Below are 22,524 nucleotides of genomic sequence, written 5' to 3'. Positions count from 1 at the left end.
CCCTTTCCAATAAGATTAGTATGATTATTTTTCAAAACTTGGGGAAATATGCAGAAAATCTACGACCTTATTTAGTCAACAAGGCCGAAGTTCTTTGCCCATTTATAATGTACCATTCATCATTTACAATTTTTTCACGTATTCCATCGGAGTTGTTCCCTCTTCTTCTTGAAATGCGCTAATGAAACGGTACAATGTCCCAAAACCTGAAGCCAAAGCGATAGCCTCCATGTCTTCTTGACTTAAATTCTGTGATTTTTGTTCTTCCAAAAGTGCCTTAGCATGTGAGATGCGTAATTGAGCACGTAATTTGGTAAACTTGGATTTGATGATGTAATTGAAGCAATAATAAATATGGTGTTTCGGGATATCTAATTTTAAGGCCAAAAAATCCACATTAAAATCAGGATCCAGATACCATTTATCTTCATGGATATGATCTAAAATATATTTAGCGTCTTGTTGGAATGGATCATCCGACTTCCCCACAAAAGAATAGACATCACTAGCATCTACCTTGTGTTCAAAGTTCTTTCTCCTAACCTTTTTGTGAATCGGAATACCATACAGAATAGGAGGAAATGCTAGAATTAACAAAGGGATAGTCAAGAAAAAAATGCCTGTCAAATAACCGAGAGGAGAAGAATTCACTAATTCCTTATTTACTACATCGGAAAAAATGAACATGATGGCTCCTGTAAAATAACTAGCACAGGCTAAGGTTGACAAAGAAATCAACCAAACTAACCAGCGTTTAATCAAGGTTTTTTGAGCAGATACAGGGGTATATTTTGCCAAACTACGGTTATAACGAAGAAATAAGGAAATCGTCGCTATCAAGTAAATCATAAAAAACAATGGACGGCCAATCACATTGAAATAGCTTGGATAAAGCACCCCTTCATTCCACACTTTGAGCACTTCTGGATTATCAATGATCTTGCGGGCTACTACCAACTTATAATCCCAGTTCTTGAAATAAAAAGGAAATATGGACAAAAATGAAAAAACCGCAGGTATGAAATGTAAATAATCTTTTTGAGACAGTTTATTGCGGTCAGTTAAGGTTCCTCTGACATAAAAAAACAAAAATGGACCAAACAAGTAATAAGTAGGTGTAATGTGGTAATTGAATACCGCCATTAAAGACTCATTATCACCCATGAAAGCAAAATAATGCAAAAGGCCCGACAAGGCGATGGCCACTAAAAAACCCGTTAGATATATGGTATTTTTGTTGACACGAAAATTAAACACGGCCAATACCAATGAAATAATGAGTTTGAAAGCGACTATGTATATTAACATTTTCTAATTCAATTATTTCGGTTTGACAGTTAGAATGGCTGAGATAAAATACGCTCCAAGGCCGAGAGGGACATCAGGTTTATTTTCTGTCGCTTCTCACTAGAAATTGCAGGAGAAATACAAATTATAGAACAGCTCAAACTTTATTATAGAATGGTAAACACAAAGGTAATTTGATTTTTGAATCAGCCTAATATTTTTAACAATATTTTCGATACTCATAAAACAAAAAAAGAGGGCTCAATCTGATTTAAATAGCATTTACACCGCTAAATCATTCATTTTAAATAGTCTATACATTTCACGTTTCTCTAGGAAATAATTGAACAAAAAATTATCATTCCAGTCATATAGTAATTAGCGTTCCAAAGAAATTAAGGCTCAAAAAAATAAACAGCCTTCTAATATTCAGAAAAAGACTCATCCATTACCGAATAATAAATACTTGTAAGCCCCTATAAAGACTCGAATGATTTATGAGGAAAAATCTTATTTTTGCCAACCATAATACAAAAACACTCAACCTATCCAATATGTTAAAATTATCTCTCAGTTTGATTTACTCATTTTTACTTTTTGGGGGATATCAGTTTCTTCAACCCTTTTTCTCTGAAAAAAATACAAAATCTTTGGTCTTCGTCGATACCTTATCTAATGCATCGGCTTGGCCCAGTCAAGATATCCAAGTAAGTAATTTTGCCTCAGCTGACATTACCCCAAGTCCTGCTTGTATAGCCGTAGCAGCTACAGGAGAAGTATATGTTGGTATTGACCAAATTGGCTCCCTCGGTAAAACGCCTGGAAAAGGATACATTTTAAAATTAACTGACACCAATAATGATGGCCGTGTTGATCAGCAAAGTAAGTTTGCCATGGTCGATAATCCCCGGGGTATTATTTCATTAGGGGACAAATTGTATGTACTTCATACCGTCTTTTCCCCAGAAACCAAGAAAGCTACGGGTATGGATTTGGTCGTTTTTGAAGATAAAAATAAAGACGGCATCGCTGATGGTCCCTCAAGTCCCTTAATCCAACATATCAGCTCTCCCAAGTTTTTACAAAGCAGAGGTACTGACCATGCCACCAACGGCATCAGAATGGGTATTGATGGATGGATCTACATTGCAGCGGGCGACTTTGGTTTTCATCTTGCCACGGACAGAAGTGGAAAGAAGATCACCATGTTAGGTGGAGGTATTGTTCGTGTAAGACCTGATGGTACCGAAATGGAAGTATACACACATGGTACTAGAAACATCTACGATGTGGCCATTGACCCTTACATGAATATTTTCACTCGGGATAATACCAATGATGGAGCGGGTTGGAATATTCGTTTTAGCCATCACATACAATCAGGCGAATACGGTTACCCTTTACTATTTAAGCATTTTACGGAAGAGATTCTTCCTGCTCTAGTCGATGTAGGTGGCGGTTCTGGTACAGGTTCTTTGTTTATGGATGAACCTACTTGGCCAGCTAAATACAACCAAGTGCCCATGATGGCGGATTGGGGAAATAGCATTTTGTATATTCATCGGGTGACACCTGACGGTGCTAGTTATACGCAAAAGGATGAAACATTCATTAAATTAAAACAAATCACGGACCTCGACGTGGATGGCTCTGGTCGTTTGTATCTGGCCGCTTGGGATGGAGCTGGCTATTCGGGAAACCCCAATAAAGGATTTGTGGTTAGGGCTGTTCCAAAAGGCTGGACCTATCAGGCTTTTCCACAAGTTGGTCAATTATCGATCGATGAATTAGCCAAACTATTACAATCCAATAGTGCCGTGGCTCGTTTAAACGCTCAGCAAGAATTATTAACCAGGGATTTGAAAGCTACAGCTTCCATCGCTTGGAAATTGGCCGCCGATAAAAAAGCTCCTTTATATGCTCGCTCAGCAGGTATATTTACGTATGCTCAAGCTACTAATGAGCACGGGATTTTACAATTACTTACACTTTTAGCGGATAAAGAGGTCAAAGAATTGGCCATTAGAGCTTTGGCAGATAGAAAAACGAAAAACAAATTGATTCCCGTTCAACCGTTCCTATTGGCATTGAAAGATGCCTCTCCACGAGTTCGAGTTAGTGCGGCTATCGCTTTAGGAAGATTAGGAAAAACAGAAGCTATTCCAGCATTATTACAAGTAAAGGTTCCAAATTCATTTGTTGCTCCACCTAAAGATCAAGAAGGTCCACATGCGACACCCAATTCTGCCATCATTCCTGCACACGTAGCCGTTCAAGCATTGGTAAAATTGAATGCGGTGAACGCTTGTGTGAAGGCTATCTCAGGTCCAAATTCGACCATAGCCCTGTGGGCATTGCGTTATATGCATCAACCAGCGGCTGTCCAAGGTTTAATGGCTGCTTATAAGAAATCCAACAATCCAACTTTCAAAAAGCAATTGTTAGCTAATCTAGCCCGACTGTACAAAAAGGAAGCAAATTACGAAGGAGAATACTGGTGGAGCACAAAGCCCAATGGTCATGGTCCCTATTATAAAACAGTGGATTGGGAGTCTAGTTCTATCATCAAGGAATTTATATTAGCCGAGTTCCAACAAGCCAAGGAGGCTGACAAAACCTATTTCGTTGATTTGAATGAAAAAAATCAAATGGAAATAGCCGAACTAGGAACGGCTTCCAATAATCTGGCAAAAGATGAACCGAAAATCGACTTGGCCACGATCCGAAATAAAAAAGGTCAAATTGGGAATGCCTCCATTGAAGATGTGATGTTGGCTATGGCTCAAATCAAAGGTAATCCTGCTACGGGTAGAGCGCTCTTTACCAAGCAAGGTTGCGTGGTTTGCCATAGTTTAAAAAGTGGAGAGACGTTGAAAGGACCTTTCATGGGGCAGATTGGCGCTATCATGAGTCGTGAACAAATAGCAGAATCCATCCTGAAGCCGAATGCCTCTATTTCACAAGGTTTCGTAACGGTATTAGTGACGACCAAAGATAAAAAAGAACATATGGGTTTCGTCACAGCAGAATCCCCAGATCGAATCGTGATGAGAGACATAACAGGTCAAATAACCAGCATCAGAACGGCTGATATCCGATCAAGAAAAGAAATGGAAACATCCATGATGCCCGATGGCCTAACCAATGAGCTTTCTTATGAAGAGTTTGCGTCTTTAATCACCTTCCTCTCCGAACAGAAAAAGTAAATGATAAAATGGAGTGAATTACGATTAAAATAAAACAGCTCAGGGTTTAAACCCTGAGCTATTTTTCAATAAAGATTTAAACCCGCATAAAATCACCTTGCCAATCATGGATAGACTTCTTTATTTCCTTAGGCTTTAAGTTTTTAATTATCGCTTTATCAATCAAAGCCAACAATTCATCATCACTCGCAAAACGAAGGGCAACAATTTGTCTGATACTTAATAAATTCTCCTTGGGGGTAAAAGGTAATTGGGTTAATTGATAATAACGTAGACGCATCTCCAAACGAATAATTCTGTCTTGATTCTTATTGGCATATATCCGAGCAATAAATGAAATCAAAACAAATAAGACTCCTACCAATAAATACAGCCAATCATTTACAATATCTTCCAAGGTTATTACAACCGTCCAAATAAGTAAAAAAAAGGCAAGAGGCAATATAATAAAATGATGTAAATGGTAATATCGGGTGTGGGTATCGTAATCTTGCTTCATAAGCTGAAAATTTAATCAATTAATTTTATGAGAGTAGAATATAGATGCAATATTGCTGAAATTTTATCAATTTGATACTATAAAAATCAAACCGTTTAATAAATTATTTGAAAATGAGTACTCATGCTATTACTTAGGAAAAACAACGAATACGCTCAAAGAAGGAAGATATTTTATGTTTAAACATATTGCACAAGAAGATCCAGATCAAATATCCCTTGTCAATATTCCCAAGTTCGAATAATCCTTTGGCTTATCTTAAATGGCTAATAATCCAACAAATTGAGTTAAATTCCGTTGATAAATCAAAATCTATTTTCTGATGTATATTGACTTAGAACGCATTCTCTTATCCATCCTCATTGGAGCGGTCATTGGCATAGAAAGAGAGTATCGTTCCAAATCTGCTGGATTAAGAACTATGATTTTGGTTTGTGTAGGTTCTTGTATCTTCACATTACTATCCTATAAAATTGGATTAGGAAGTCAGGATAGAATCGCCGCCAATGTCCTAACAGGAATTGGCTTTCTGGGCGCTGGAGTCATATTTAGAGAAAAAGATCGAGTAACGGGTATCACCACGGCTACCACTATATGGGTCGTTTCTGCCATAGGCATGACCATTGGTGCGGGTTTTGAATTATTGGCTTGCGTTACCTCTGCCATTGTGATATTGATACTAAGTGCCTTTATTTTGGTACAAAATCTCATTAGCAAACTAAATCACGTACGTGTATATACGTTGAAATTCGAGTATACCGATTCCTTTGACTACAAGCATGTGGAAGCTTTATTTAAAAAGCTCAAAATGAAAATTCTTTATTCTCAGAAAATAAAATCTGGCAAGGATTTTACCTTCAACTTAACAGTTCAAGGTTCTGAGAAAGCCCATCACCTGATTGCAAGTCAATTACTAAAAAATGACAAGATTAAGCACTTGGAATTTTAGGGATTAGGGGGTAGTGATAAGTGGTTAGTTAGTTGGTTAGTTAGTTGGTTATTAGAGGTTAGGGGATTTTTAGGTAAAAAATAATGTCAAAGGATTTACGTATCAGTGTTATTGGAGGTGGGGCAGCGGGTTTTTTTGCCGCAATAGCCGCTAAAAATCATAATCCTCTTGCCCAAGTTCAAATCCTTGAAAAAACATCCCATGTTTTAGCTAAAGTAAAAATATCGGGAGGTGGCCGGTGCAATGTATGCCATGCCGAATTCAACAATAGAAAATTAGCCGAACATTATCCTAGGGGTGAGAAATTCCTCAAAAAAGCCTTTGAACAGTTTGATGCTTCATCTACCATGGAATGGTTTGAGCAGCGAAATGTAGCGCTTAAAACCTATCCTGATGGTTGTGTCTTTCCTCTATCCAATACTTCCCAAAGCATCATTGATTGTTTCTTGAGAGAAGCCAAAAAGCTCGACATAGAATTATTGTTACATCATGGAATTGAATCCATAGAAATTCAAGAAACGGGTGATTTTATTTTAAAAACTAAGGATAAAACGATTTCCACTAATCGAGTAATTGTTACCACAGGTGGCCAACCCAAATTAAGTGGTATGCATTGGCTTGAAACGCTAGGTCACCCTGTCATCCCTCCCGTACCCTCTCTCTTTACGTTTAACATGCCCGAAGAACCCATCAAGGAATTTATGGGATTGGTCGTGGAAAAAGCCACAGTAAGAATTGAAGGCCAAAAATTATTAGGTAAAGGACCTCTACTCATAACGCACTGGGGAATGAGTGGACCCGCCATTTTACAATTATCCGCTTGGGGCGCACGAATATTGGCTGAAGTAAATTATCAATTCTCCATTTTAATCAATTGGTTAGATGAAACCAAAGAATCCGAACTACGAGACAAATTAGAAAATACACGAAAAGTCCACGGTGGAAAGATGATTTCCAATCAGTGTCCTTTTCCTATTCCAGCTCGACTGTGGATCTTCCTACTCTCAAAAAACGAGATTCTAGCCACCTCGCGCTGGAATGAAGTCAACCCTAAACAAATCAATAAACTAGTCAACACCCTATTAAATGACCGCTACCAAGTGCAGGGTAAAACCACTTTTAAAGAAGAATTTGTAACAGCTGGAGGTATTGACTTAACAGAAATTCAGGTTCAAAGCATGGAGAGCAAACAAGTACCTGGATTGTTTTTTGCAGGGGAAATCATGGATATCGACGGCATTACGGGAGGATTTAATTTCCAAGCAGCCTGGACTACAGGTTTTATAGCAGGGAAACACGCAGCCCTATAAGCCGATAAGTCAGGTTGACAATTGCATAATATTTCAATATTTTTGTTTACTCTTTTCGACAAAAAAGAAACAGCTATTTTCTTTACTCTACCTATTATAACATGAACAGAAGAAGCGCATTAAAAAACCTAAGTTTGGTCTTAGGTACCACCGCTTTACCCAACTGGGCATACCAGTGGAACAAACAATCCCTTCCTGCTTTCCAAGGGCCTAACTCGGAATTACTAGGTGCCATCGTGAATGCCATCATTCCAGAAACAGACAGTCCTGGCGCTAAGACCATCGGAGCTCACCTGTACATCGAACGGATGGTGAAAGATTGTATGAGCCAAGAGGATCAACAAGCCTTTCAAAATGGATTACAAAAGCTAGCTTCCTGGGCAAATAAAAACTACCAAAAAGCTTTCCCTCTATTAAGCAGTCAAGAACAAATCAGCCTATTAACGAGCTTACAAAATTCTACTCAGCCTGAGGAAAATCAATTTTTCAAACGCCTGAAAGGCTTAACTATTGCCTCGTACCTGAGCTCGGAATATTTCCTAACCCAACATAGAAATTATACCATGGCCCCTGGTTTTTACCATGGCTGCGTTCCTGTTCAATAAGCTTTATACTCTCAAGACATGTCTAATTTTAATATAGATTCAAAAAAACAAAGAACCTTTGATGCCATCGTGGTAGGTTCTGGTATTAGTGGTGGCTGGGCTGCCAAAGAACTGTGCGACAATGGTTTAAAAACATTGGTGCTAGAGCGTGGTCGGGATGTGAAACACATTGTGGATTATCCCACTACCCTGAAAGAACCCTGGGAATTTGACCACTTGGGTGCTTTGAGTAAAGAAATGAAAGATGCTAATCCCATCGCTACCAAATGCTATGCATTCAACGAAGATTCATCCCAATTTTTTGTCAAAGACAAAGAACACCCTTACATTCAAGAGAAACCCTTTGACTGGATACGTGGCTATCAAGTAGGAGGAAAGTCCCTTCTTTGGGCACGAGGTACACAGCGCTGGTCTAAATATGACTTTGAAGGCCCAGCTCGTGATGGATTTGATAATCACTGGCCAATCACGTACCAAGATTTAGCTCCCTGGTATAGCCATGTGGAAATATTTGCAGGAGTCAGTGGAAATAAAGATGGTTTAGAGCAATTACCTGACGGTGAATTCTTGCGCCCGCATGAGCAATCGTGTGTAGAAAAGCATTTTTCTTCCGAAATGAAAAAACACTACAAAGGCAGTCGACCTGTCATCATCGGTCGATGCGCTCACCTGACAGACCCTCAACCTATCCACTTCAAGCAAGGTCGAGCCCAATGTCAGCAACGTGACTTATGCCAAAGGGGATGTCCTTATGGAGGTTATTTTTCAAGTAATGCCTCTACCCTACCTTGGGCACAAAATACGGGTAATTTAACATTAAGACCGAACTCCGTTGTTCATTCCATTATTTACGATGAAAAATCTGGCAAAGCGGCTGGAGTGAAGGTGATTGACAGCAAAACAAAAGAAGAAATACATTTTTATGCCAAAATCATCTTCTTAAATGCCGCTACCATCAATACTAACTTGATTCTGTTAAACTCTAAGTCGCACCGTTTCCCGAATGGATTAGGTAATGACAATGGTTTGATGGGTCATTATATTCACTTCCATAACTTCCATACCGGTGTGTCGGCCGAATATGAAGGAATGCTTGAAAGCAAAACAGAAGGTATTCGTCCGAATGGCAGTTATATACCCCGTTTCCGTAATGTTTTCAAACAAGAAACCGACTTCTTGAGGGGCTATGCCGCGGGCTTCAGCGCTCGTAGACCCATCATCAGCAACCAAGAAGGTATCGGTCAGGAATTGAAAGATCATTTATTCCAAAAGAAATATGGCAATTGGCAGGTAGGCTCCCATTTCATGGGTGAAACCATCCCGAAACATTCCAACTATGTCAAATTAGATGCTAGCAAAAAGGACGACTGGGGTGTGCCTTTGGCTCGATTGAACGTAGATTTCGATGATAATGACCGTAAAATGGAACAAGATTATCAAGATCAAATGGCGGAAATGCTGACCTTGGCAGGCTTTAAAAACATCAAAGCCAATCCGAAAAAGACCTGGAATCCTGGCTTAGATATTCATGAAATGGGCGGTGTTATCATGGGAAATGATCCTAAAACCTCCCAGTTGAACAAGTGGAATCAATTACATCATTGTAAAAATGTATTTGTAACGGATGGAGCCAGCATGACATCCAATTCTACCCAGAATCCTTCTTTAACTTACATGGCCCTAACCGCTCGAGCAGCGAATTATGCAGTGGCAGAATTGAAGAAGAAAAACCTGTAAGAGAATTGTAAATTATAATTTATAAATTATGGATGAGGGGAAGGTCAGTAATGGTAAGTTGTGAATGGTAAATTGTAAATGGTCTCTCTGTATGAAAAAAAGCGTTGTTTTTGCCTGTGGTGTTTACCTTTTACCAGTATTCTTATTTCTATCTTTTCCTTCATTGGGGAGAACTGGGGCGGATTCTACTACTTATAGGTCGGTATTGAATGTAGCCTATGGAAATGCACCAGAGGAAAGGAATTTATTGGATATATTTTTACCCAATACACCGAATCCAAATACCCAAATGCTGGTATTCATTCATGGAGGCTATTGGACCAAAGGGAGTAAAAATCAATTACCCAAACCATTGATTCAGTTATTGGCTGGCAAAAAGGGCTATGCGGTGGCATCCATCAATTATCGACTAGTCAAGAATGACCAAAACCGATATCCTGTTCAAATAGATGACATTCAGCACGCCTTACAATTCCTGAATTCAAAAGCAGATAGTCTTGGTTACAAGAAAGGGGAATTCGGTCTGTTAGGTGCCAGTGCTGGGGCATATTTGGCCTTAATGTATGCCTATACGGCTGATACTAACAAGGAAATTAAAACGGTTATTGATATCGTTGGACCGACCGACTTCACTGACCCCATGGTACGAGGGAAAAACCTAGAGGCGGATAAAACCATCACCAATTTCTTGGGTGTGGCCGACCCTAATGCTACTCTAGCCAAAGAATCAAGTCCCTTACTTAGGGTGAATGCCGCCAGTGCGGTTCCCACCATCATTTTTCATGGAGAAAACGATGAAGTAGTACACGTGCAACAAGCCAAAAACCTCTACGCAAAACTTAGCCAATTGGGCGTTAAAACCCAGCTAGAACTCTACCCGAATGAAACACATGAAATGCGCAAAAGCCTATTCAGTGTTTTCTTAAAAATGGGTATCTGGTTAGATCAAGTGTATCCTAGTGGTACGAAAAACTAATGAACTGGTACTAATATCACTTGATATTTGAGCTTTTGGTTCTCCTTTGTAGCTACTTTAAAGCCTACAAATCGGGTTCCCAGATTGGGAGCATCATAATCGTGATTGGGTTCCGAAGACCAAGAAATCCATTCCCCTTTCATACCTTTCAATTGCAGGTTTAAGCGCTTGCCCTTTTGTGTTAAATAGGCTTTCCCTGGTCCGTCTGCATGAAATTCGGCGGCCGTTAACATAGTCCAGACTAATTCTCCTCCCTGTTTCCCTAGTTGAATTTGATCACTAATTTCTACCACACGCTTGTTTACCAGAGCTACTTGTCGAGAAACTCCTTTGGCTTGATCGGGATAGAGAGAGCTTAAATCTAGATTAACCTCAGTTCTTTTGTTGGACTCTTGCTTCCATTGAATCTCCGCCTTCCCTTTCACTGCTTGCAATTGATTATTCAATGTCAGCGTATTATGGGATTTATTATGGTAACGGAAAACATCCCATCGCTGGGAGTTTTGTTCCTTCCCCCAAATAGCCACTCCTTTAGATTCTAAGGAATTATAATCTTGCATGCCAAAATCCATTGCCCAGCGCTCTCCTAAGGCATCAAAAACAAATGAACCAATGTCCATGTGGCCATGATTCACCGATGGAGAACCTCCCTTAACTCCCACATACAAGGCATTCGGATCTGTCCATGAGGAGCGCATCATGGCAACAGGATTGGGACCGCCACCCAAATAGGTTAAGTTTTCAGGCATGGATTGCTTGACCAAAGACTCCCCTTTCCCCCAAACCATCACCAGTGGCAAAAGACGGTCTGAAACCAAATTTTTAGCACTTTTCAAGGTATTTATCTCCGTATACAATAAACTAGCGTTTTGAGTCTTGTTGGCAAACCAAAACATAGCAGGATGAAACCCCATCCCATCTCCAGAATCTGAATAATTAAAATTCTTTCTCGATGGTCCGGCCATGTGCAACATATAATTGGCACTGGCATAAAAACCCGGTAATTCATTTAATCCAAAACTGGAACCATAAGCCTTTTCGATGGCATCATTGTATAAAACTTGAAATGAGGTCCCATAACCCCAATAGGCATATCCTTCCGGATAAGCACCATCTGGACCATAATCCTTCATGGCTAAAACAATGGATTTTTGTGCCCGCTGCATCAATTCCTTGGCTTTTTCAGGGTAATCTTCCTGAATGGCCAATATCCCTAAACTCATTCCCACATTACAAACCTGATTCCAGTTATGGCTGGCTTTTAGCCAACTGGTGTAGCGCTCGTCATAAGAAGGCTCTATCCCTTTGGAAAGTATGGCCGCTTGGATCATTTTCTTAGACTCAGGAGATAATGCCTCAAATAACCAATCATAGCCAATGGCCACGGCAGTAGTCATTTCAGCCACATCCAAAAAATGAGAGGGATTCCAATCCGTAAATTGACAAATTTGCAAGAGCTCTTTTTCTGCCCTTTGAGCGTATTTTGGTTGTTGGGTCATACGGTAAGCATAGGACCAAAACAAAGTTCTGCGCAGCATTTCTCGGGAAACACCTAAGAGTCTCCGACCAATTTGTTTACGGACCAAAGGCTCTTTCAACAGTAATACATCGGCTTCTTTCACTATTTGCTGATGCAAATTAGCCCACAGCGTATCTTGTTGAATATTTCGATGAATGATTGCCTCATCTGCTTTTAAAAACAATAAACGCGGATGCCCTTGAGCGGCTGGAAGCAATCGACTAAAATCTTGTGCCAAAGCAATTTGGGCTACAAATAGCCAATAAATAAGGAATCCTTTTTTCATCTTGTTTTCATAGGTTTTGTCATGTCAAATATTTAGTAAATTTGACGAACATGCTGTCATGGCCTAACCAAATATATGAAATCATTAACCAAGCTGTATTGTCTATCCCTACTTTTGATTCTCAGCTTTTTGAATAGCTTAGCCCAGCACACATTTACCCTATCAGGCATCATTTCGGATAAGCAAAAAAAGGAAGGAGTTTCCTTTGCTCACGTGTATTTAAATGGCACTTCCTTTGGTACGCAAGCTGACGACAAGGGAAATTTCATGTTGAAAAACGTTCCATCAGGAAATTATCAATTTCTCATTTCCATGGTGGGGTATCAGCCGCTTTCTGTGCCCATTTCCATTCAACAGGATGTCAAGAATCTGCACTTTGAGATGTTGGAAAACATCACTGATTTAGTAGAAATTAAAGTACAAGGCCAAAGAGACCGTGTTTGGGAAAGGCAAATCCGACAATTTGAAAATGAGTTTTTAGGTAGGGCCATCGATCGAGATTTAGTAAAAATCCTGAATCGAGAGGCGATTGATTTTGAGTATGACCCAAGCACGAAAACATTAAAAGCAAGCGCTAAAGAACCTCTTTTGATAGAGAACAAAGAACTAGGCTATCTCTACCACGGATTCTTGGTAGGTTTTGAAAAAGCTCCTAAGCAATTAAATTTTAAATCCAGTGGGTATTTTGAAGCATTAAACCCCATTTCTAACAAAGAAAAGACCCAATGGGAGAAGAATAGAAAATATGCCTTCCAAGGCTCCATCCGGCATTTTCTATTGGCATTAATCCATCAATCTTTGGCGAATGAAGGGTTTTATGTGACCTATTATAAAGAAAATCGAATGAGCAATCCTCCTCCATTTAAGATGGAAGAAGTACTCTTTACCACCAATAAGCCAGGAATTTATGCCATTGATTTAAAAGGTATCATCAACGTTGAATTTGATTCGCCGCGTCAATTCTCCAAACTAAAACCCATGGCTAAGACCATACTGTTAGAAAGCAATGGAACTTTGGTGGACCCCTATTCTATAGAAGTTTATGGCAAAATGTCTGAATCTAGAATGGGGAATGAACTCCCGCTTGACTATGTATATGAATTAAAAAAATAGGCGTAAAAAAACACCCGACAGAGCCTATCGGGTGTTTTTGCAAGAAATCAAATTACAATACTTTATCTGTATCAGTCGTAAAAATTCGGGTACTGATGGTATAGCTACCCCCATTAGGATCCTTATATTTCAAATCCATATAAAAAGCTTGATATCCCTTTTTCACGTAAGGAATCACGTATTTAGCCGTATTTCCTACAGGTTTCACACGCCTAGTCAACCATAAATTATTTCTAAAATCACGGTCAGCGGAAGTTGTCCCCCAAATGGCCGCATCTTCTAAATCAGTAGGATTAGCAGTAACCGTTAATTCAAATCCCTCTTTTCCTTTCACGACATTCCAAGTAGGTACAGGATAATCTTTGTTCTGAAGAGTTAAACCAAAGAAAGCACTTAAAGCCTCAATCGCCTGTTTTCCTCCAGCCAAATCATGACCTGCATTAGGTACATAGTGAATTAAGTTCTTACCCGGAATTTGATCAAAATAATGCTTGATAGCATCAGCTGTCCAATACGGATCATTGGTTCCCATAAATATGATTTTAGGGATTGTCATATTGGCCCGATACGAATAGGGATCTATCATCGCATTGATGGCCTTCCCAACCGGAGTACCTGTCCCTTGCGGAATACCCAATTTGACATAATCTTCTATTTGATCACTATACTCACCATAAGTGTCCTTCTGGTAATTCAATGTCGCCGGCATATTCAGCATATCGATCACCATGGGCCCAATAGCCTTCACACGTGAATCTCCAATGGCACTAGACAACCATGTAGTCCAACCACGCTTAGAGGCACCTGAAATCACAAAATCCTTAATTTGAATATTCGCCTTCTTGCTAGCAAACTCCTGAATAGCATCCATCCCTCTTACTGCAGATTTCACCATAGGAAATAACAGTGGCCAAGAATGATCTCCTGTTTCTCTAAATTGATGTAAGGTATAAGAAATCAACTCATCTTCTGTTTTACCCCCATACAAAGGTTGATTGGGTACTTGCTTAATGAGGGCCACAATGGCATGATTTTTAGCCGCTACCATGGATAAAAATGTCCACATTTTATCATCTTTACTCCAGTTGGGCTGCTCATCTTTATTACTACCACCCGTGATGAAAAGCATAGCTCCTTCATAATTTACTTTGGCTGGAATAATGATGGTCAACTGGTGTTTCCAGGTGATGTTTTGCCACTTTTGAGAAGTTAAAAGCACATGGTAGGCTTTGGAAGTTCCTAAAGAAACGGAGTCCTTTAATTCCCATTGGTAGGATTTATCCCCATTCGCCATATAACTTTTCAAGGCCGTTTCAGGGCTTACTTTTTGGGCAAGTCCCGTAAAAGCCAATAGGCAAATAGCACTTATACTTAAAAATACTTTTTTGATATTTTGATGCATGTTTTTAATCTGGTTAAAGGTGAATATTTCGTTTACCAAGGTTTTCCCGTGCCTTGGGATACCCATGGCTTAGACCAAGGACTATTTTTGCCATCCGCTTCTGAATAGGTCGTTGTTTCCAACTTACTCATAGCCGCTTCTGTATTTACTTTATTCAGATTTCTTTCATCCAACATGTAGTAAAAACGCACAGGTAATACTTTACGGATGGCAGCAGGACCGGCCGTTAAAACAGGGAAACCTGTTCTACGGTAATCAAACCAAGCTTCTTGAGCAGCAGTCCAACTAGAAATCCATTTTTGTTCGATGATCTGACTCAATGTTCCATCAAAAACCACACCTGGATTAGCGATATATGTCGCATAAGTTCCACCTACTCCCCACGTATCTAAGGAGGCTTTCACACCTGCTTCATAATGAGCTTTGGCTGTACCACCGACTGCCCAGCCTTTCAAAGCAGCTTCCGCTAAGATAAAACGTATTTCAGCCGCCGACATCATTCTTGACTTCAATAAGGGTCCTTTGGCTTGACGGTAAATATCATTGACCCAAGAAACGTGCGGATTATTGGCACCTTGCTCGGCTGTAGGGCTCAAATTATAGGAGGCTCCACCAATGATACCCGTCGGTAAACCTACGTATTCAGGATGCGTATTCACATCTCTTCCCACTACTTTATCAGGGGATAAATAGCGTTTTCCTCCTTCTATTTTATCCGTTCCTTTGGGTAAACTAGCATCCACGACTAATGGAATCTGAACCTTATTGGCCCAAATACCAATCCGAGGATCCTTCAAATCCAATAACTTATTAACAAAAGTGGCAGCCAACTTAATCCTACGATAATTGGAAGCACTGGCATCATACACCGCATTAGAAGGCCATGAATCGCTATCACTATTACCCGCAAATGGCATCGCGGCATCATCAGCTATAGCTGTAATGATGGGATATTGAGCAGCATTAGCTAATATTTTCTCAATCCCAGCTTTAGCTACATCTGGCTTCTTGGATGAAATGCGCATGTAATAACGCAAAGCCAATGAATTCGCTAACTTTCTCCACTTAGTCGCATTACCTTGATAAAACACGTCGGCCGCACCAGGTGTACTTGGATAAGAAGCTTTCGACAATAAATTATTGGCAGTTTCTAAATCCGCTAAAATACCCGTGTAAATAGTTTCTTGGGTATCATAGGCTGGGAAAGTATTGGTGGCACCACCTGCTGCCCCTTTGAGTGCAGCTGTGTAAGGTGCATCCCCCCATAAGTCGGTGATTAAACCAAACATCATGGATTTGGTTACCAATGCAATACCTTGATGTAATTCCAAATTCAAGGTAACAGCGCGGTTATACACGTATTGATTATTACGTAATATATCGTAATAAGAAGCCCAAGATTGGCTTCCTCCCCACTCATAGGTATTGTGGCCACCAGACCAACCATCCTTTTGCGTATGTTGCATCACGCCAGCTATGTCTTGATAGCCTAAGTTAACGAATGCCTTACCCGTTTCTGTTAACACCGTAGACATCACTAAATTAGGATTAGCTGTCTCCGGATTAATCCCATTGGGATTTTGATTCAACACGGTTAAATCCTTGCAAGAGTAAAAACTCCCTGAAAGGACTAGCACCAATGCCATTATTTTATATGAAGTATTTTTCATGATCTTTTGCTGTCTAAATTTCATTAAAAAGTTAAACCTAATTTGAAACCAACAGGAATAACCCAAGGGGTTACGTTGTAGCGCTCAATCCCTTGTTTGAATTGAGTACCTCCACCCTGAACACCCGCTTCTTGCTGGAAGGCTGTCTCAGGGTCAATGTTAATTTTCGCTTTTGTCCACAGGATGATATTGCGACTGTACACGGAGAAATTAGCATTTTGAACGCCAATTTTCTTTAGCCATTGTTGTGGCAAATCGATTCCTATGGAAATTTCACGCAATTTCACATAGTCCGCATCATATAAGAAAGCCCGAGTAAATGACCAAGCCGTAGAACCGGCAAATGGCAAGGTTGTCGTTCCTGCATTACCTAAGTTTTCCTTGTATCCCGTTGGATTACCCGAGGTATCATATCCTGTAGCAATCACTCCAGGAATAAATACACCTCCATGAGGGAAGTTATAAGGACCATATTTAAATCCATAAGGACCATATTCTGGCGTAGGTCCACCCACCAATGGGAAATAATTACCTGTAATTTTAATTAAGTTCTCTTGGTTAGCTACTAGATAACTCTTCAGAGCATCTCCAGTCAATCCATTGGGATTAATTAATTTATCTAAAAACAACTGAGAACGTCCATTCTCTTCGCCATAACGGTAAGTTTGAGAAACGAATTGCCCTCCGCTACGCCAATCAAATGACATATTTAAACTTAAACGCTTGTAAGAAATGGAAGTCTGCATGCCCAAAATGAAGTCAGGGTTGAAGTTTCCTACCTTATTTCGGGTATTGATGGCATCAACCGACTGCCATTTCCCTGTGTTATCCAAAATTGGATAGCCAAAATAAGGGGAGGCTTTATCTTTTACCGTAACGATTTGCGCATCATAAATATCTCCAATTTCCTCTCCTACATACGTCCATGCTCCACCTTTGGCATCTTGCCATAAGGTATAGTAAGGAAGGTCATCGGACAATTCCACAATCCGAGTTCTATTACGAGTCCAGTTTAAATTAACATCCCAATTCCAATTAGAAGATTTAACTGGGGTGAAACCCATGGTTAACTCTACTCCTTTACTAACCAATAAACCTGCGTTTACATTTTTCAAGGAATAACCTGATGAGGGAGGTAATTTGGTACTTAAAATTTGATTTCTATTCTCAACTTGGTAATATGTTCCTGATAAACGTAATCGATTTCGGTATAAACTCAAATCAAAACCTGTTTCATACGAAGTAACAATCTCGGGTTTCAAATCAGAAATTAATAAAGTTCCCGGAGTACTTAAACGAGGAATACCATCCCAAGTACCTGCATTTCCTAAAGTTCCTAATAATTGATACGGATTGGCATCATTACCAACCTGTGCTACCCCACCACGCAATTTAAATAAATCCACTTGATTGGGCATATTGAATATTTCATTAAATAATACACTGACTGATGCCGATGGGTAGAAATAAGAACGGTTAGCTGCTGGCAAAGTACTAGACCAGTCGTTACGTGCCGTTACATCCAAGAAGATCATATCTTTATAACCGATATTGGCTAAACCATATCCACTATAAATGGCGCGTTGGAACCAAGTGCTATAATAATCCAAATTGGCTGGTGCGATGTTTTGAACATTGAAGGCACCAGGTACAATTAAGCCCGTTCCACTTTTACTGGCATTGGTGATATTAGAACCACGCTGATAACGAGCATTTCCACCTAGAGAAAAAGATAAGCTAAAGTCTTTGATATCTTTTTTGTAAGTAGCTAAGAAATCAGCGTTGCTTTCAAAGTTCGCCAAATTGATATTTCCATAGGCTCCTCTAGGGTCATTGGTATAACTATTGGCAATTTTCATTTCACGTTGCTCAGTATAGGTATCTAAAGCATAGCGTCCCATCAAACTGATTTCTGGGGTGATTTGATAATCCAAACGAATGTTTCCAAACAAACGATCACGCACAAAACCGTTATTCACCTCATAGGCTAAGAAATATGGATTATTGTAGACCGTATTATACTGGGTTCTTTGTTGTAAGCCCTCTTGACCCGGCATCCAATAATTTTTCAACTCCAGAATATCTATATGAGGAGAAACGTTATAAGCCCATTCCAGTGGATTCGTTCCTCGGTTACCCGCAGGACGGTTATTAGAAGACGATCGACTCACATCCAAATTATTACTTAAGGTCAATTTCTTATTGACTTTGATGGAGGTATTTAAGTTCAAGGTATTTCTAAACAAATCAGAATTAGGAATAATACCTCGATTCTGCATGTTAGAATATGACAAGCGATAATTAAATTGGTCATTACTATTGGCAATAGAAATACCATTGGTAGTCGTAATACCCGTTTGAACAAATTTGGCCACATTGTCTTTATGTGAAATCAGTGGCATGGCTATTTTCTTTCCATTGGCATCTAATGGACTGTTCCATTGTACTTCGGAATAACCTTTATCTAATTCAGCACCGTAAGTGGCACCCACTTCTTCTTGAATTAATTTACCAAAGGCATTGGACAGCGGATTACCAGTTATGGAAACAGGAATGGCCGAAAACTGACCTGGTCCAAATTTGGTTTGCCATTTCAAAAACTTATACGGATTATCAAAAACAGTATTGGAAGTAATGTTCACCGTCATTTTCTTTGACTTAGAACCAGATTTGGTCGTAATTAAAACCACACCATTACCCGCTCTAGAACCATACAATGCAGCAGCACTGGGGCCTTTCAAAACCGAAACATTCTCTATATCCTCTGGATTCAATCCTGATATGGAGTTTCCAAAGTCAGCCCGGTTATCATTTCCCACCTGACTAATATTATTTAAGGTATTCGCTAGAGGAACACCATCAATAACAAACAAGGGCTGATTATCGGTACTTAATGAATTCGCTCCCCGAATAACCATGCTCACAGAAGAACCTGTTCCACCAGTAGAACTGATGGTAACACCAGCCATTTTTCCAGCCATAGCATTTAATACATTTTCCTGTGCCACCCGATTCATTTCTTTACCATCTACTTTGGCAACAGAATAACCTAGGGATTTTTCTTCTCGACGTATACCTAGGGCCGTGACCACCACTTCATTTAACATGGAAGTACTAGGCGATAAATTAACATCGATTTTCTTCTGATTTCCTACGCGAATCTCCAATGGCTCGTAACCTACTGAAGAAAAGACCAATACGGCATTGGGACCAGAAACCTCTATGGAATAATTTCCAGCTTCATTTGAACTACTTCCTCGGGAAGTACCTTTAAGGCTGACACTGGCTCCAGGGATTCCTGAACCATCTTGCTTGGAGCTGATTTTTCCTGTAACTACTTGATTTTGAGCCAACAAAACTGGACTGCAAGCCGCAAATAGCCACAAAGAAAATAACCACCCCCTCAATTTTTGTTGAGTGAAGTTTACTTTCATGGTTGTGATAAAATAGGTTTATAATATTTGAACAGCTAGCAATATAGGTAATATTCTAATTTTCCAAGTTAAATTTCCATTATTTTGAGATAAAATAGGATGAACGGTTGTTTACAAGAATGGCCGAAAGTCGAAACATGATTAATCCCGATTTGTAAACTTATCTTAACAAGATAGTATGATATTTAAAATAAAAATATATTCAAATAGCTGATAATCAGCAATTTAACAAACAATCAAGATGTGTGTAAAGAATTATTTAAATTAAACTAATGTTTACACACACTTAACTTTGCTTGTTTTCAATGGACTAATAGTATCAAGTGCATTTTTAAAAGCTATTCGAAAAAGACCTCAATTCATGCTAATTTCAGACCTTGCCCCTAAATAACGCATTCGCACTTTTTTTGTCCTCCATTAGAAATCAAGAACATCATTCACGTGTTACAATTTTAATTTGGCAACAAATAATCCTTATTTCACATCGAAGAAAACCTAAAGCAGGAATTCTTTTGATTAAATTAGGTTACTCCTTGTTCTAATAAACGATAATTACTCCATTGTTCTAAACTTTTGAAGAGAACTCTGTGCTGGACTTTTCTGTCTGTTAGCTCATTTTGGGCCATTTTTTCATTAGACTTCTTGAATGTTTTACAGTCCATGATATTCCACATGGCTTTAGGTTAATTCTCTAACCTCACTATTTCTTTAAGCAAATAGTCATTAAAATTATATTGTATGCAAAAATGTTACCTAACCTATAAGGCAACTAAAAAGCGCTCCTTCCTCGGGAAGCTTCTCTTTTTAGCTACGTTAATTTTCACCCTTTCAGCTGCTACACCAGCCTTAGCTGGCTATGTGTCGGTTTCCTTCAATGAAGGATTCATTGGTGATCAAAATGGAAATAATAAAGCGAACAATGCTTTTGCCGTCTCCACCAGCGGAATCACACGTTTATCTTTTGGTCAAAACTCGTCAACTTCGGTTTTTGAACTACAAGGAACTCAAGGAAACGACTTACCTGGTTTTGTCACCTTTTATGACAAAAACAACGTGTATCACTCTATTGCAGGTTTTATGAACTGGCGTGAAACAAATGGTAGTACCATTAGAACCATGGTATTTTATCCAGCCACTGGTACTAGTGAATCCATCGTTACCAATTCTGGAAGTTACACTATTACTGCTACGAAAACCATTGGTTTAACGTTGAACGGCCAAATACTTAACATGTCTGGAGGCATCATAACAGGTAATGCTGCCACGGTATCTCAAATGTTGACGAGTTTAAATGACTATTTGAATGCACAACCTAAACTTAATATTACATCAACACTTAGTGTTACTGAAGCTATTGGGGGTGTCAATGCAGTAGCTACTGTTACCTTAAGTGCTGCCGCAACTGTAGTTACCACAGTTAATTACACCACTTCTGGAGGTACGGCAACCAATGGAACTGATTATACCAATACGACAGGAACTTTGACATATGCTATTGGCGAATCATCAAAAACCATTACTGTCCCTGTTTTAGATGACTTAACAGGTGAAAGTACCGAAACATTCAATATCGTATTAGCAGATGCTGTTAATGCTGCTATCGTAACGAATACGACAGTTGTTTCTATTGTCGACAATGACGCCGCTCCTTCTGGCTTGAGTTACCCTACTCCCAAAGTATATAGTGTTAACTCGGTAATAACAAACGTATCACCTACCGTAACAGGAACTGTTACTAGCTATAGTATATCTACTCCACTACCAACAGGTTTATCATTCAATACAACTACCGGGGTGATTAGTGGTACACCGACTGTAGTTAGCGCAGCTACCAATTATACCATTACGGCTACTAACGGTACAGGAAGTACAACGGCGGTGATTAATATCACCGTGAACGCCGTTGCACCAAGTGGATTAAGTTATAATACTCCTAATGTATATACTGTTGGAACAACAATTACAGCTTTAAATCCTACAGTGACAGGAAGTGTGGATTCATATTCCATATTGCCTGCACTTCCAACAGGTTTAAGCATCAATACCACTACTGGGGTAATCAGTGGCACTCCTACTGCAACCAGTGCTGCTACGGATTATACTGTTACAGCTACCAATGGTTTTGGAAATACCACCGCAGTGTTGAGAATTACAGTTAATGCAGCGGCTCCTAGTGCTTTAAGCTATACGACTCCCAACGTTTATTCTGTTGGTACGGGCATAACAAGTTTAACCCCAACGGTTACAGGAACAGTCACTAGCTATAGTATTTCGACTCCATTACCAACTGGTTTGTCCTTCAATACGACTACAGGGGTGATCAGTGGTACACCTACCGTAACTAGCCCAGCTACAGATTATACCGTTACTGCTACCAATGTCACAGGTAGTACAACAGCCGTGGTGAGAATTACAGTTAATGCAGCGGCTCCTAGTGCTTTAAGCTATACGACTCCCAACGTTTATTCTGTTGGTACGGGCATAACAAGTTTAACCCCAACGGTTACAGGAACAGTCACTAGCTATAGTAT

General features: G+C 39.5%; 15 protein-coding genes. 8 read left to right on the top strand and 7 right to left on the bottom strand.

Features of this window, described 5'->3' with window-relative positions:
* Nucleotides 1–123 precede the first annotated feature (123 nt).
* On the bottom strand, nt 124–1,308 hold the full coding sequence (locus tag EWU23_RS09110) for an AraC family transcriptional regulator (RefSeq protein ID WP_166231224.1): 1,185 nt from the start codon (nt 1,306–1,308) through the stop codon (nt 124–126).
* Between the two features lie 533 nt (nt 1,309–1,841).
* Between EWU23_RS09110 and EWU23_RS09105 the strand changes: the two genes are divergently transcribed.
* A complete protein-coding gene (locus tag EWU23_RS09105) occupies nt 1,842–4,493 on the top strand; it encodes a DUF7133 domain-containing protein (protein ID WP_166231221.1) in 2,652 nt (883 codons plus the stop codon).
* 76 nt (nt 4,494–4,569) lie between these two features.
* On the opposite strand, the gene EWU23_RS09100 is transcribed toward EWU23_RS09105, so the two are convergent.
* The gene (locus EWU23_RS09100) at nt 4,570–4,992 is read right to left on the bottom strand and encodes a DUF6526 family protein (RefSeq protein WP_166231218.1); all 423 of its coding nucleotides are present in this window, start codon (nt 4,990–4,992) and stop codon (nt 4,570–4,572) included.
* 322 nt (nt 4,993–5,314) lie between these two features.
* Between EWU23_RS09100 and EWU23_RS09095 the strand changes: the two genes are divergently transcribed.
* The 5 genes from EWU23_RS09095 (at nt 5,315) to EWU23_RS09075 (ending at nt 10,569) form a co-directional block, all read left to right on the top strand.
* Nucleotides 5,315–5,941, top strand: a complete 627-nt coding sequence (locus EWU23_RS09095; RefSeq protein WP_166231215.1) for an MgtC/SapB family protein — start codon at nt 5,315–5,317, stop codon at nt 5,939–5,941.
* 83 nt (nt 5,942–6,024) lie between these two features.
* Entirely contained in the window at nt 6,025–7,251 is a 1,227-nt protein-coding gene (locus EWU23_RS09090) for a BaiN/RdsA family NAD(P)/FAD-dependent oxidoreductase (protein WP_166231212.1), read from the top strand.
* Nucleotides 7,252–7,352: 101 nt separating this feature from the next.
* Nucleotides 7,353–7,856: a gluconate 2-dehydrogenase subunit 3 family protein gene (locus EWU23_RS09085; RefSeq protein ID WP_166231209.1), complete on the top strand. Its 504-nt coding sequence runs from the start codon at nt 7,353–7,355 to the stop codon at nt 7,854–7,856.
* A gap of 18 nt (nt 7,857–7,874) precedes the next feature.
* Nucleotides 7,875–9,593, top strand: a complete 1,719-nt coding sequence (locus EWU23_RS09080; RefSeq protein ID WP_166231205.1) for a GMC oxidoreductase — start codon at nt 7,875–7,877, stop codon at nt 9,591–9,593.
* A gap of 91 nt (nt 9,594–9,684) precedes the next feature.
* Nucleotides 9,685–10,569 carry an alpha/beta hydrolase gene (locus tag EWU23_RS09075; RefSeq protein ID WP_166231202.1) on the top strand — a complete coding sequence of 295 codons (885 nt, stop codon included), beginning with the start codon at nt 9,685–9,687 and terminating at the stop codon, nt 10,567–10,569.
* Here the strand turns inward: EWU23_RS09075 and EWU23_RS09070 are convergent.
* A complete protein-coding gene (locus tag EWU23_RS09070; protein ID WP_166231199.1) occupies nt 10,566–12,374 on the bottom strand; it encodes a heparinase II/III domain-containing protein in 1,809 nt (602 codons plus the stop codon). The genes EWU23_RS09075 and EWU23_RS09070 overlap by 4 nt on opposite strands.
* 75 nt (nt 12,375–12,449) lie before the next feature.
* Between EWU23_RS09070 and EWU23_RS09065 the strand changes: the two genes are divergently transcribed.
* Nucleotides 12,450–13,487, top strand: coding sequence for a carboxypeptidase-like regulatory domain-containing protein (locus EWU23_RS09065; protein ID WP_166231196.1), 1,038 nt, complete (start codon nt 12,450–12,452; stop codon nt 13,485–13,487).
* A gap of 52 nt (nt 13,488–13,539) precedes the next feature.
* Here EWU23_RS09065 and EWU23_RS09060 read toward each other — a convergent pair whose 3' ends face one another.
* From EWU23_RS09060 to EWU23_RS13985, 4 genes are all read right to left on the bottom strand, one after another.
* Nucleotides 13,540–14,889 (bottom strand): PhoPQ-activated pathogenicity-related family protein, encoded by a 1,350-nt coding sequence (locus EWU23_RS09060; protein ID WP_166231193.1) that lies wholly within the window; start codon nt 14,887–14,889, stop codon nt 13,540–13,542.
* A gap of 32 nt (nt 14,890–14,921) precedes the next feature.
* The gene (locus tag EWU23_RS09055) at nt 14,922–16,559 is read right to left on the bottom strand and encodes a SusD/RagB family nutrient-binding outer membrane lipoprotein (protein ID WP_166231190.1); all 1,638 of its coding nucleotides are present in this window, start codon (nt 16,557–16,559) and stop codon (nt 14,922–14,924) included.
* A 23-nt stretch (nt 16,560–16,582) separates the two neighbouring features.
* Nucleotides 16,583–19,993, bottom strand: coding sequence for a SusC/RagA family TonB-linked outer membrane protein (locus tag EWU23_RS09050; RefSeq protein ID WP_166231187.1), 3,411 nt, complete (start codon nt 19,991–19,993; stop codon nt 16,583–16,585).
* A 521-nt stretch (nt 19,994–20,514) separates the two neighbouring features.
* On the bottom strand, nt 20,515–20,667 hold the full coding sequence (locus EWU23_RS13985) for a hypothetical protein (RefSeq protein ID WP_205753136.1): 153 nt from the start codon (nt 20,665–20,667) through the stop codon (nt 20,515–20,517).
* A 64-nt stretch (nt 20,668–20,731) separates the two neighbouring features.
* Between EWU23_RS13985 and EWU23_RS09045 the strand changes: the two genes are divergently transcribed.
* On the top strand, nt 20,732–22,524 hold a 1,793-nt coding region (locus EWU23_RS09045; RefSeq protein WP_205753135.1), incomplete at its 3' end, for a beta strand repeat-containing protein.

The organism is Aquirufa beregesia (assembly GCF_011090385.1).
GTDB classification, from domain to species: Bacteria; Bacteroidota; Bacteroidia; order Cytophagales; family Spirosomataceae; genus Aquirufa; species Aquirufa beregesia.
The sequence above is the reverse complement of the archived record's forward strand: the minus strand, read 5'-3'. Positions and strand labels throughout refer to the sequence as shown.